At 57.0% G+C, this 12697-nt stretch carries 6 protein-coding genes and 9 pseudogenes; 12 read left to right on the top strand and 3 right to left on the bottom strand.

Going from position 1 to position 12697, the window contains the following annotated elements; translation table 11 throughout:
• Nucleotides 1–315: 315 nt before the first annotated feature.
• From ACTBDU_RS13300 to deoD, 9 genes and pseudogenes are all read left to right on the top strand, one after another.
• Entirely contained in the window at nt 316–483 is a 168-nt protein-coding gene (locus ACTBDU_RS13300; RefSeq protein ID WP_438806783.1) for a hypothetical protein, read from the top strand.
• A pseudogene (gene osmY / locus ACTBDU_RS13295) lies at nt 480–1094 on the top strand (molecular chaperone OsmY). Before ACTBDU_RS13300 ends, osmY begins: the two are co-directional and overlap by 4 nt.
• A gap of 145 nt (nt 1095–1239) precedes the next feature.
• Nucleotides 1240–1401 carry a DUF1328 domain-containing protein gene (locus ACTBDU_RS13290; RefSeq protein ID WP_438806782.1) on the top strand — a complete coding sequence of 54 codons (162 nt, stop codon included), beginning with the start codon at nt 1240–1242 and terminating at the stop codon, nt 1399–1401.
• Between the two features lie 63 nt (nt 1402–1464).
• Complete coding sequence (locus tag ACTBDU_RS13285; RefSeq protein WP_438806781.1) at nt 1465–1656, top strand: CsbD family protein; 192 nt, start codon at nt 1465–1467, stop codon at nt 1654–1656.
• Nucleotides 1657–1983: 327 nt separating this feature from the next.
• Nucleotides 1984–2772 (top strand): annotated as a pseudogene (locus ACTBDU_RS13280) (TatD family hydrolase).
• Between the two features lie 354 nt (nt 2773–3126).
• Nucleotides 3127–3906, top strand: coding sequence for a deoxyribose-phosphate aldolase (gene deoC, locus ACTBDU_RS13275; protein ID WP_438806780.1), 780 nt, complete (start codon nt 3127–3129; stop codon nt 3904–3906).
• 77 nt (nt 3907–3983) lie between these two features.
• Nucleotides 3984–4886, top strand: a pseudogene (locus tag ACTBDU_RS13270) (thymidine phosphorylase); the annotation flags it as partial.
• A gap of 242 nt (nt 4887–5128) precedes the next feature.
• Nucleotides 5129–6352 (top strand): phosphopentomutase, encoded by a 1224-nt coding sequence (deoB, locus tag ACTBDU_RS13265; protein ID WP_438806784.1) that lies wholly within the window; start codon nt 5129–5131, stop codon nt 6350–6352.
• A 109-nt stretch (nt 6353–6461) separates the two neighbouring features.
• On the top strand, nt 6462–7181 hold the full coding sequence (gene deoD / locus ACTBDU_RS13260) for a purine-nucleoside phosphorylase (RefSeq protein WP_438806779.1): 720 nt from the start codon (nt 6462–6464) through the stop codon (nt 7179–7181).
• Between the two features lie 141 nt (nt 7182–7322).
• On the opposite strand, the pseudogene ACTBDU_RS13255 reads toward deoD, so the two are convergent.
• Nucleotides 7323–7880 (bottom strand): annotated as a pseudogene (locus ACTBDU_RS13255) (AhpA/YtjB family protein); the annotation flags it as partial.
• A gap of 107 nt (nt 7881–7987) precedes the next feature.
• Between ACTBDU_RS13255 and ACTBDU_RS13250 the strand changes: the two are divergent.
• The 3 pseudogenes from ACTBDU_RS13250 to nadR all read left to right on the top strand — a co-directional run.
• Nucleotides 7988–8424, top strand: a pseudogene (locus ACTBDU_RS13250) (DUF5609 domain-containing protein); the annotation flags it as partial.
• Nucleotides 8416–9394, top strand: a pseudogene (gene radA, locus ACTBDU_RS13245) (DNA repair protein RadA); the annotation flags it as partial. The pseudogenes ACTBDU_RS13250 and radA, both read left to right, overlap by 9 nt.
• Before the next feature lie 13 nt (nt 9395–9407).
• Nucleotides 9408–10749 (top strand): annotated as a pseudogene (gene nadR, locus ACTBDU_RS13240) (multifunctional transcriptional regulator/nicotinamide-nucleotide adenylyltransferase/ribosylnicotinamide kinase NadR).
• A 48-nt stretch (nt 10750–10797) separates the two neighbouring features.
• Here the strand turns inward: nadR and ettA are convergent.
• A pseudogene (gene ettA, locus ACTBDU_RS13235) lies at nt 10798–12469 on the bottom strand (energy-dependent translational throttle protein EttA).
• A 100-nt stretch (nt 12470–12569) separates the two neighbouring features.
• Nucleotides 12570–12697 (bottom strand): annotated as a pseudogene (locus ACTBDU_RS13230) (IS3 family transposase); the annotation flags it as partial.

Raw genomic sequence — 12697 nt, 5'->3', positions numbered from 1 at the left:
AGATGTGGCAAGCTTAAACTGTAAGAAAAGTGGAGCGGCCTAAATAAAGATTAGGCCATTATCTATCTCATTTCATTATTTTTATGATTTACTAATATTTTTTAACCTAATTTACATATATCTAATGGATGCCCAAAAGGTGTTTATACTACCTTTAAATCTGCTCAAACCACAGTCATTCGAGTCCAGAATTTAGTGCAAAAAAATCATTTTTTGCTCATTTTTTTGCGACGAGTCCAGAATCTGTAAAATTTCTGTAAGCCGCGCCATTAAATGGCTTCCGGCTAACCCATCGTTTAACTTAAGAGTCCAGAAATGATTGCCACCCCACATATTTTTTTAATGAAGGTCACTGCAAGGTTGCAGGACGCGGAAATTGTTGAATGCCTGACCGGCTTATTACGCGGCGGCAGATTATTCAAGCTACAGTTGTGGCGCATCGCCCAGGCATTGGGTGGAATAATAAAAGGAAAACATCGATGAATAAGACCAAGATTGCACAATCGCTTACGGCTATCGTACTGGGTTTAGTCCTGGCCGGCGCAACCGCAATGGCGGACACTTCCGTGACGCAGGATGCCAAATCTGCGGCCAATACCACGGGGCAGAAAATCGATAGCTCCATGAAATCAGCGTCGGGGTACATGGGCGACAGCGCCATTACCGCAAAAGTGAAAAGCGCGCTCCTGGGCAATGATGCCGTCAATAGCAACGATATTTCCGTCGAGACCAATCAAGGCGTCGTTACGCTGAGCGGTTTTGTCGCGAACTAGAGCCAGGCGGAAAAAGCGGTCGCCTCTGCTCGTAATGTCAAAGGCGTAAAATTCGTTAGCGACAAACTGCATGTTAAAGAAGCCAATAACACTTCGGTTAAGACCTACGCTAGCGACGCGGCGATCACCAGTGAAGTGAAGGCAAAATTCCTGGCGGATAAAAGCGTACCGTCGCGCATGATTAAGGTTGAAACTACCGACGGTATCGTGCAGTTAAGCGGTAAAGTCGAAAATGCTGCGCAGATAACCCGTGCAGAAAGCGTTGCCAAGGCGGTTGATGGCGTGAAGAGCGTTAAAAACGATCTCACCTCCGGCCAATAAGGTGTAACGCGAGGGAAAGGTAACCGCGGTGTGTTGGCGGTTAAAGGATCTAAAATAGCCGGTAAAGTAAGAGGATGAGGGAACCGCTTCTTCTTCCCCGGGTACACAAAAGTTGTCATTCCATCATTCGAGTAAGGAGAGGCTTATGTTTCGTTGGGGCATTATTTTTCTGGTTATTGCCTTGATTGCAGCTGCATTAGGGTTTGGTGGTCTGCCAGGTACAGCAGCCTGGGCCGCGAAAATCGTATTCGTCGTGGGTATTATCCTGTTCCTGATAAGCTTGTTCACCGGTCGTCGCTGCAGGTAGTGTTGCCTGTGAAACCAGACTGCCCTTCGGGCCAGTACTTCTAAACGGTTTACGGAAAGGCTTATGAATAGCGACATCGTGGTTGGCAAATGGAAACAATGGAAAATCCAGATGTGGTTATTGTGGGCAGAGTGGTTTGACAGCGGCTGTGCCTGGGTTGCGGGAAGCAATGACTACCTCTCCGGCGTTTTACAGGGAGATTACGGTAAAGCAATGAAGGCAAACTCTTCTCACCCCAATAAGTCCTGGCATTAAGCCACCGTCGCGATGTTTAACATTTTGTCATTCAGCCACCGGCAATCATGTTTACCCTACGGGTAGCGGCCATGCGTTTCTCTCTACTCTACCGCCTTACCCAGATTTTCTGGCGCCGTACTCAGATGCCCTATCTCCTCCCTACTGCCCTGCCGTTATCAGCAAGCGTAACCGCTGGTATTGCGTCCCTTAACAATATAGGGGGGGCTGGCTCGTTGATTTTCCGCGCCGGCTGGCGTTTTGTCACCGCGGGCGATGCGTTATGTTATAAGCTGTAAAAGGAAAGGTCAGGGCGGCTGTTAAAACGCCGCTGAAAACAGGGGGCCAATGCACCAACCGCGCTTTATCGATACCCATTATCATTTTGATTTCCCGCCGTTTTCAGGCCAGAAGCAGCAAAGTTTACAACTGGCGGCGGCGGGGGGGGGGGGTTGAGCGCATTCTGGTGCCGTTTGTGGCGGCAGAAAGATTCGCAGGCGTGCTGGCGCTGGCGCAACGTTACCCGATGTGCATGCCACGCTCGCTCTGCATCCCATCGCCATCGACCGGCATCTGGATGAGGATGTCGACCAACTACAGCCGCAGCTGCACCGGCATCACGCCACCCTTGCGGCAGTCGGGGAAATCGGTCTGGATACTTATATGCCGCAGCCGCAACTGCCGCGTCAGCTATCGTCATTGACGGCGCGCTACGATTTGCCGGTGATACTGCACTCCCGCCGTACCCACGACCGGCTGGCCAAGCTGTTGCAGACCCTGACCGTGCCGCGGACGGGCGTGGTGCATGGTTTTGCAGGCAGCTATCAGCAGGCGGAGATGTTTGTTCGGCTGGGCTATTATCTCGGCGTCGGTGGAACCATTACCTATCCCCGTGCCAGCAAAACCCGTGACGTCATGGCCCGACTGCCGTTGACATGTCTGCTGCTGGAGACCGATGCGCCTGATATGCCGTTGTCCGGTCACCAGGGGCAGCCTAACCGGCCGGAGCGCATCCGCCAGACGTTTGCAGCGCTGTGCAAACTGCGCCCCGAGCCACCGGTGGTGATTGCCGATACGCTGTATCAAAATAGTTTGCGTCTGTTTGGACTGCCGGCGCGCGGCCCCGGCGCGGCATAATAAAACGGGTCATCCACGGCAGCGCGGGTACGTGTTGGCCCGGCGCACGACGCGGCAGTGCGGTTGCAGCATGATTTTCGTGTTGTGGCGCATAAAACGCGATAATGCAGCAGCTTATTTCACCTAAATATGAAAAAATAGCGTCAGCGCAATACGGGGAGAGCACAATGCCCCGTGCACTAAATAACGGCGCGGCGAGAGGGAACTCTGACGCCCGCGGTCTGCATGGCCGGCGGGTAGCTCTTTTATGGAACCAAGTCCGCTCGCCAACCTCGTTGCGCGTGAACACTAGCTTGTTCCGCGCGCTGTTTGCAGATTCGCGCCACGGCGAAAAACGGTAAGTTGGAGAGTACAATGAATCAATTAACCCTTGTGGCCCAGCGCGCGCTGGGCCTCATGGACCTGACCACCCTGAACGATGACGATACCGATGAAAAGGTCATCGCCCTTTGCCGCCAGGCGCACACGCCCGTGGGCGACACCGCGGCGGTGTGTCTTTATCCGCGTTTCATTCCCATTGCTCGCCAGACGCTTGACGCTCAAGGCAGCACGGCGGTATGTATCGCTACCGTGACCAATTTTCCCCACGGCAATGACTGCCTGGAAACCGCGCTGGCTGGAACCCGCGCCGCTATCGCCTATGGTGCGGATGAAGTGGATATTGTATTCCCCTATCGAGCGCTTATTGCCGGCAATGAACACACCGGGCTGGAAATGGTGAAAGAGGCCAGCGCAGTGTGCCGCGCCCGGCAGGTGCTACTGAAGGTGATTATCGAGAGCGGCGAACTGCGCCGGCCGGATCTCATCCGCCGCGCGTCGCAGCTGGCGATTGCGGGCGGCGCGGATTTCATCAAAACCTCCACCGGCAAAGTGCCGGTGAACGCCACTCTGGAAAGCGCCGGCATTATGCTAACCACTATCGTGGAGGAAAGCGCTGCCGAACGGGTAGGGTTCAAAGCAGCTGGCGGCGTGCGCACCGCCGAAGAGGCCGCGGCCTATCTGGCCCTTGCCGATGAGATTATGGGCGAGGGCTGGGCTGATGCGCGCCATTTCCGCTTCGGTGCCTCCAGTCTGTTGGGCAGTCTGCTGACGGTCCTGGGCCAGGAAGCGCAACCTGACGCAAACGGGTATTAAGCCGTGACGGTGCGCCGCCGCGGCGGCAAAAGCCGTTTTTCGGGCTGCGGCCCGCTTTGCTTTGCAGAGGGGATACTGTGTTTCTGGCACAAGAAATTATCCGTAAAAAGCGGGATGGTGAGCCGCTGAGCGCGGAAGAAATTCGCTTTTTCGTCAATGGGGTACGCGATAACACCGTTTCGGAGGGCCAAAACGCCGCGCTGGTGATGAGCATCTATTTCCACGATATGAATTTGCAGGAACGTGTGGCGTTGCCGCTGGCGATGCGCGATTCCGGCCATACTCTGGACTGGCGCTGTGAGGCATTGGGCGGGCCGGTGGTGGATAAGCATTCTACCGGCGGCGTGGGCGATGTTACCTCGCTGATGCTCGGGCCGATGATCGCCGCCTGCGGCGGTTTCGTACCTATGGTTTCCGGGCGCGGGCTCGGGCATACCGGCGGCACGCTCGATAAACTGGAGGCCATTCCGGGGCTGGCGATTTTTCTGGACGACGATGCCTTCCGCGCCCAGATAAAACAGGTCGGAGTGGCGATTATGGGGCAGACCCACTCGCTGGCGCCGGCGGACAAGCGTATTTATGCCACTCGCGATATTACCGCGACGGTGGATTCGATCCCGCTTATCACCGCCTCAATTCTGGCGAAAAAGCTGGCGGTAGGGCTGGATGCGCTGGTGATGGACGTCAAGGTAGGTTCCGGCGCCCTGATGCCCACCCTTGCAGGTTCGGAAGCGCTGGCGCAGGCTATTGTCGGCGTTGCCAACGGCGCGGGCTGCAGGACGACCGCGTTGCTGACCGATATGAATCAGGTCCTGGCCTCCAGCGCCGGCAACGCCCTGGAAGTGCGCGAAGCGATCCGGTTTCTCACCAACAACGAACACAACCCGCGGCTGTTCGAGGTCACCATGGCGCTGTGCAGCGAAATGCTGATTACCGCCGGCCGGGCGCAGAGCGAGGACGCAGCGCGCGCGGCCATCCAGCTGGGGGACGTGGCGCCACAAGCGTTACCGGTGGTTTATCGCCGTATCACCGCGGCAATTGATTAGCCGCCCCTACTATAGGACGTAAACGGCAGGCGTGGTATCTCCCGGCGTGCGGGTGACGGCGGCCGGGTGAGTCGGTCGACTTTTTATTGCGGGAACGGCGTAGGCCGCGCCCCTCAAGGAGGGCGGTAATGGCGCGGCCGATGGGCCGGCATACCGCCGCAAGCAGGAGAACAATGATGCAACGTGTATTCATCATGGTGCTGGATTCTTTTGGTATCGGGGCTGCAGGGGACGCCGATAAGTTCGGCGATCGCGGGTCGGATACCTTGGGGCATATCGCTGAACGCTGTGAGCGCGGCGACGCCAATCTCGGGCGCAAGGGGCCTCTGAAGCTGCCTAATCTGACGCGCCTTGGCCTGGCTAAAGCCGCTGAACAATCCACCGGACGCTTCCCGGCGGGGCTGGATAAGCAGGCGGAAATCGTCGGTGCCTATGCTTATGCCAGCGAGATTTCCTCCGGCAAAGACACGCCGTCGGGACATTGGGAGATAGCGGGCGTGCCGGTGCTGTTCGACTGGGGCTATTTCCCCGCGACGGAAAACAGCTTTCCGCCGAAGCTCCTGGAGGCGTTGGTCGCCCGGGCGGGCCTACCGGGTTTTCTCGGCAATTGCCACGCCTCTGGTACGGTGATTCTTGACCGGCTGGGGGAGGAGCATATGCGCACCGGAAAGCCGATTTTTTACACCTCGGCGGATTCGGTGTTTCAGATAGCCTGCCACGAAGAGACGTTCGGGCTTGAGCGCCTGTACTCGTTGTGTGAGATTGCGCGCGAGATTCTGACCGATGGCGGTTACAACATCGGCCGCGTCATCGCCCGGCCATTCGTCGGCGAGAAAGCCGGCCAGTTTGAGCGCACCGGCAACCGGCACGATTTAGCGGTGCCGCCGCCGGCAGCGACCATGCTGCAAAAACTGGTGGAGGAGAAAGGCGGGACGGTGGTGTCGGTCGGCAAAATCGCCGATATTTATGCCCAGGTGGGCATTAGTAAAAAGGTGAAGGCCACGGGCCTGGGCGCCTTGTTTGATGTGACGGTGCGTGAGGTGGACGCGGCGGGGGAGAATACGCTGGTGTTCACCAATTTCGTTGACTTCGATTCCGCCTACGGCCACCGGCGAGATGTCGCCGGCTACGCGGCGGCGTTGGAGCTGTTCGATCGCCGTTTACCGGAGCTGATGTCGCGGGTGCAAGGCAATGATATCTTGATCCTCACGGCCGATCACGGCTGCGATCCCACCTGGCACGGGACCGATCATACCCGTGAACATGTGCCGGTTCTGATTTACGGACCGGCAGTTAATCCGGGTTTTTACGGTCATCGCACCACCTTCGCTGACATTGGTCAGACGGTGGCGCGCTACTTCGGCCTCTCGCCGATGGACTACGGCAAGGCGATAATGTAAGCCCTGCACGGAGGCGTCAGGCTTCAGCGCTGGCGCCGGTATTCGATTTCGCCGCTGTCCTGCCGGGCCGGCGGTTAGTTGTTAACATTCACACAAAAGGAATGAGAGTATGGCAACGCCGCATATTAACGCTGAAAGGGGCGATTTCGCAGAGGTCGTGCTCATGCCGGGCGACCCGTTGCGGGCGCAGCATATTGCCAACACCTTCCTCGCCGATGCTCGGGAAGTTAATCAGGTGCGCGGCATGCTGGCCTACACCGGTAGCTATAAAGGTCGCGCGGTCTCGGTCATGGGGCACGGCATGGGCATTCCGTCCTGCTCGATTTATACTAAAGAGCTAATCACCGGTTTTGGCGTCAAACAGATCATTCGCGTCGGCTCCTGCGGAACCATCAGAAGCGACGTCCACGTGCGGGATATCGTTATCGGCTTAGGCGCCAGCACCGACTCCAAGGTGAACCGCATGCGCTTTAAAGATCATGACTTCGCCGCCATTGCCGATTTCGACCTGGTGCGCAATGCGGTAGATGCCGCCAAGGCCGCCGGTATTCCGGTGCGCGTGGGCAATATTTTTTCCGCCGACCTGTTCTACACGCCGGATCCGCAGATGTTCGATGTCCTGGAAAAATACGGCATTCTGGGCGTGGAAATGGAAGCCGCCGGGATCTATGGCGTCGCGGCGGAGTTTGGCGCCCGCGCGCTGGCGATCTGCACCGTATCCGATCATATACGTAGCGGTGAAGCCTTAAGCGCGGCCGATCGCCAGACCACCTTCAACGACATGATTGAAGTGGCGCTGGAGTCGGTCTTGTTGGGCGATGCGTGCTAACGCCGCCCCAGGGGGTCTCAGGCGGTTTGTCGTCGTCGGTGGAGTGTCGGCGTCTCAGGGCACGTCCGGGGCCTGGCCTCCTTTGCGGAGGGCTTAAGGTCGTCCGTGGGGCGCGCGGCGGCGTTTTCTTTCTCACGTCGCTCCGCCCAGCGGCGTGCGCGCCAGGATGATACCGATGGCGAGCGCCAGCAGCATCATCAGGCGCAGCAGATTGGTGGCATTGTCCACCTGTTTGGCTTTGATCTCTAATACGTAAGTATTCAGCGTCAGGCGGACAAAACCGCTGGGGCCCTTGTTATCTTCAATCGTCCGCACCAGCTGACGGTTGAAGAAGCTGCCCGCCCGCTGATTGCCAATAGTCAGCGGGTCGCGTACGCTGATGTTTTCGCCGGCGCGCGCCACCAGGCTGCCGTCCATGTTGTACACGCTGGCGTCGAGAACGCGGTTGTTTTGCGTCAAGCGATCCAGCACCTGTTTGATCGGCGCGCTATTGCCGTCGCGGCCGGCCATTAGCGGCGCCAGCTCGCCGGTAACCTCGCGAATCAGCGTATCCGCCAACTCTTCCATCTGCGCCGAGCGGGCCATTTGGTGGCTCAGGCTGAAATAGGTCGCGCCCTGCATTAACGCCACCAGCAGCGCGCCGCAAATCAGCACGATAACCGTGCGGTGCAAACGGAATGAAAATCTGGCGCGGGCCACCGGTTTCCTTTCTCTTTTAGACGCTTTATGTTGCCAGATGCGTCGACGATAGGATAGCTTGTTGCGTGTTGAGAACGGCGCCTGAACATCTTCCTACAGAAGTCAAAATGCCCAATAGTCTGACCTACTGCGATCTGCCCGAGGGTATTTCGCACTGGCCGGGCGTGCCTTTGTCATTAAGCGGCGACGGAGTCATGCCGCTAGACTACCGAACCGGCCATACCGGTTGGTTATTATACGGCAAAAATCTGGATAAACAGAGTCTGTCGCGGGATCAGCGCGCGCTGGTGGTGGTTGCCGCCTGGCAAATTGATGATTATCAGGTAGTGCGTCTGGCGGGGTCGTTGACGGCGCGCGCCACGCGGCTGGCCCATGAGCACGAGCTGGATGTGGCCCCCTTTGGCAAAATGCCTCATTAGCGCGGGACGGGCCTGCTGATTATGGATATGGACTCCACAACGATACAAATCGAATGCATTGATGAGATTGCCAAATTGGCGGGGTTAGCACGGAGGTGGCGGCGGTGACCGAGCGGGCGATGCGCACGCATCGGCTCGGACTGCCCACCGACGAACTGAACATGCTGTCGGAAACCAGTATTGAACAGATTTGTTTGACCGCTTCGCAGGAAAAACCGCGCGTGATGGTCATCGGCTCGATTCAGGTAATGCACATGGCGGATCTGCAGTCTTCACCGGGCAGCGTCCGCCCAGGTGCGGGAATCTGCCGCCTATCTGACGTGTTTCGCCAAAATCCAGGAGGTAACGATCATCATGGTCGGCCACGTAACCAAGGACGGCACGCTGGCGTGGCCAAAAGTGCTGGAGCACTGCATCGACTGCTCTATTATGCTGGACGGCGATTCCGATTCCCGTTTTCGCACGCTGCGCAGCCATAAAAACCGATTCGGCGCGGTGAATGAACTTGTCGTATTCGCCATGACCGAGCAGGGTTTGTGCAAAGTCAGCAATCCATCGGTGATATTTTTAAGCCGCGGAGAGGAGATGACGCCCGGCAGCAGCGTGATGGTGGTCTGGGAGGAGGGCACCTGCCCGCTGTTGGTGGAAATCCAGACGCTGGTGGATCACTCGATATGTCCAATCCGCGCCGGGTGGCGGTTAGCCTCGAGCAAAACCGGCTGGCTATCTTGCTGGCGGTGCTGCACCGCCACGGCGGGTTGCAGATGGCGGATCAGGATGTGTTCGTCAACGTGGTCGGCGGGGTGAAAGTGAGCGAAACCAGCGCCGATCTGGCGTTGATGCTGGCGATGGTGTCCAGTCTGCGCGACCGCCCCTTGCCGAAGGATCTGATCGTTTTCGGCGAAGTGGGGCTGGCGGGCGAGATTAGCCCGGTCCCGAGCGGACAAGAGCGCATCACCGAGGCCGCCAAACATGGTTTTCGTCGCACCATCGTGCCTCAGGCCAATGTGCCGAAAAAGGCGCCGGAAAAATATGCAGCTTTTCGGCGTAAAAAAGCTGGCCGATGCGCCGCTGGCGATACTGGAAGAACTCTGACGTTGAGGAAGGTATGTCGTCGTTCAACTATTTGAAAAGCGCCATTAAACAGCAAAGATGCACCCTACAACAGGTGGCGGACGCCTGCGGCGTAACCAAAAAGGTTACCTTAGCCAGCTGCTGAACGCCAAAATCAAAAGTCCGAGCGCCCATACGCTCGAAGCCATCCACCGTTTCCTCGGGCTGGAGTTCCCCCGCCGGCAAAAAACGGTCGGGGTGATCTTCGGCAAATTTTATCCGCTGCACACCGGCCATATCTACTTAATTCAGCGGGCCTGTAGTCAGGTTGATGAGCTGCATGTGATCCTCAACTACGACGATCAGCGCGCCCTGCGGCTGTTCGAGGACAGCGCCATGTCCCAGCAGCCCACCCTCAGCGACAGGCTGCGCTGGCTGTTGCAAACCTTCAAGTATCAGAAGAATATTCGTATTTATGCTTTTAATGAACAGGGAATGGAGCCTTACCCCCACAGCTGGGATGTCTGGAGCCGGGGCGTCCAAGGGTTTCATGGACGATAAAGGCATCGAGGCGGATTTTATTTACTCCAGCGAAAAACAGGATCTTGGGCACTATCGTGAACATTTGGGGATTGAAACCGTGATTATCGATCCGGATCGTTCCTTTATGTCCATCAGCGGACAGCAAATCTGTCAGGATCCCTTTCGCTATTGGGAGTATATTCCGACGAAAGTCAAACCCTTCTTTGTCCGCACCGTCGCGCTGATTGGCGGCGAGTCCAGCGGCAAGTCCACCATGGTTAATAAGCTGGCCAATATCTTCAATACTACCAGCGCCCGGGAATACGGCCGGGATTACGTGTTTACCCACCTCGGCGGCGACGAAATGGCGCTGCAATATTCCGATTACGATAAAATTGCGTTGGGTAAGGCTCAATTTATTGATTTCGCAGTGAAATATGCCAATAAAGTGACCTTTATCGATACGGATTTTGTCACCAGCCAGGCGCTTTGCAAAAAATATCACGGCCGGGAACATCCCTTTGTACAGGCTATGATCGACGAATACCGCTTTGATTCAGTGATCTTGCTGAAAAACAATACTCCCTGGGTCGCCGATGGTTTGCGCAGTCTCGGCGCGCCAACAGACCGTGATGCGTTTCAGCGCTTGCTGGAGGAGGTTGCTGCACGTCAATCAGATTCCTTACGTGCGCGTCGATGTGGCGGATTACGATCAGCGCTTTTTACTGTACATTACCCTGGTGAAAGAGCTGCTGGGGGAGCGCCGCCGCAGGCGTAAACGTATAAACGTTCGGCACAGGGCCAAACGTCGGCACCGTGGGCAAACGCCCGGCGCAGGATTGAACCCGCGGTGCAGGAGCAAACCCCGGGGGTAGGGGTAAACAAAAACGGCGCCCGCCGGCGCCGTCACAATGGGCTGATCGTTAGGCCATTTTTTTGTATTTGATACGGTACGGTTGTAGCGCTTCCGCCCCCAACGTCCGCTTCTTGTACTCTTCGTATTCGGTGAAGTTGCCTTCAAAGAACTCGATATTACCTTCGTCCTGATAATCGATAATGTGCGTCGCAATGCGATCGAGGAACCAGCGGTCATGGGAGATAACCATGGCGCAACCGGGGAACTCCAGCAGGGCATTTTCCAGCGCGCGCAGCGTTTCCACATCCAGATCGTTGGTCGGCTCATCGAGCAACAGCATATTGCCACCCACCTGTAGCAACTTGGCCAGGTGCACGCGGCCGCGTTCGCCGCCGGACAACTCACCAACCAATCCGTTTCCTCTGATCCACGCCTCTGAAGTTGAAACGACCGACGTAGGCGCGGCTTGGCAGCTCAAAATTACCGATGCGCATAATATCCTGGCCGCCGGAGATCTCCTCCCACACGGTTTTACTGTTATCCATACTGTCGCGGAACTGGTCCACCGAGGCCAGCTGTACCGTATCCCCCAGCGTGGTGATGCTGCCGCTGTCCGGCTGCTCCTTGCCCGATAATAGCCGGAACAGCGTGGATTTACCGGCGCCGTTGGGGCCGATGATGCCGACAATCGCCCTTTTAGGCAGGGAGAAAGACAAATCGTCGATCAGTAGTCGGTCGCCGTAGGATTTGCGCAGCTGACTGACTTCCAGCACTTTGTCACCCAGACGGGGACCGGGTGGGATAAACAATTCGCTAGTCTTGTTGCGTTTTTGGTAATCGACATTATTGAGTTCTTCAAAACTCGCCAGGCGGGCTTTCCCTTTCGACTGGCGGCCTTTCACGTTCGAGCGTACCCACTCCAGTTCCTTTTTGATGGACTTGCGGCGCGCCGCCTCGGATGAGGCCTCCTGCGCCAGGCGCTGTTCCTTTTGCTCAAGCCAGGATGAGTAATTCCCTTCCCAGGTGATCCCCTCACCGCGATCCAGCTCCAGGATCCAGCCGGCGACGTTATCCAGGAAATAGCAGTCATGGGTAATCGCCACCACGGTGCCTTCATAGTCGTGCAGGAAACGTTCAAGCCAGGCGACGGATTCGGCGTCCAGATGGTTAGTGGGTTCGTCGAGCAGCAGCATATCGGGTTTTTCCAGCAACAACCGGCAAATCGCTACCCGCCGGCGCTCACCGCCGGACAAGGTGCCGATTTTGGCATCCCAGGGCAGTAGACGCAGCGCGTCGGCGGCACGTTCCAGCTGGTTATCCAGATTATGACCGTCGTGGGCCTGGATGATGGCTTCCAGCGCCACCTGCTCCTTCGCCAGTTTATCAAAGTCGGCGTCCGGCTCGGCATATGCGGCGTACACCGCGTCCAGACGGGACAGCGCCTGCTTGACGTCCGCCACGGCGGTTTCGATCTCTTCGCGCACGGTTTTTTCATTATCGAACCGGGGCTCCTGGGGCAGGTAACCGATATTGATGCCCGGCTGAGGCCGCGCCTCGCCTTCGATATCGGTGTCGATGCCGGCCATGATACGCAGCAGCGTCGATTTCCCCGCGCCGTTGAGACCCAGCACGCCGATTTTGGCGCCGGGGAAAAAACTCAGCGAAATATTTTTCAGGATATGCCGTTTCGGCGGAACGATTTTGCCGACGCGGTCCATGGTGTAGACGAATTGAGCCACGTTGCGATAAGCCTCATGTTAACGGGTTTTTGCCTGTCCCGCGGATTGGCGGGAAATAGTGTAGTGGTCAACTAAAACTGGCCACCGCGTTAGAATTTTTTCAGTATCTATTTTCTGATTCGTTTGGTGGCAACCCACCGTTATATTCATGCGGCCTGAGTGCGCTGTAATATCCCACGATATAGTCGGTAATTTCATGAGCTGCTTCGCTGAAGCTTATGTAGCCCG

This window comes from Sodalis sp. (in: enterobacteria) (assembly GCF_051710625.1).
Lineage (GTDB): Bacteria > Pseudomonadota > Gammaproteobacteria > Enterobacterales > Enterobacteriaceae > JBPESN01.
The sequence above is the reverse complement of the archived record's forward strand: the minus strand, read 5'-3'. Positions and strand labels throughout refer to the sequence as shown.

Excerpts from the sequence above, each read along its gene's own strand:
- ACTBDU_RS13300 (WP_438806783.1), top strand. The coding sequence starts at position 316 with ATGATTGCCACCCCACATATTTTTTTAATGAAGGTCACTGCAAGGTTG.
- ACTBDU_RS13290 (WP_438806782.1), top strand. The coding sequence starts at position 1,240 with ATGTTTCGTTGGGGCATTATTTTTCTGGTTATTGCCTTGATTGCAGCT.
- ACTBDU_RS13285 (WP_438806781.1), top strand. The coding sequence starts at position 1,465 with ATGAATAGCGACATCGTGGTTGGCAAATGGAAACAATGGAAAATCCAG.
- deoC (WP_438806780.1), top strand. The coding sequence starts at position 3,127 with ATGAATCAATTAACCCTTGTGGCCCAGCGCGCGCTGGGCCTCATGGAC.
- deoB (WP_438806784.1), top strand. The coding sequence starts at position 5,129 with ATGCAACGTGTATTCATCATGGTGCTGGATTCTTTTGGTATCGGGGCT.
- deoD (WP_438806779.1), top strand. The coding sequence starts at position 6,462 with ATGGCAACGCCGCATATTAACGCTGAAAGGGGCGATTTCGCAGAGGTC.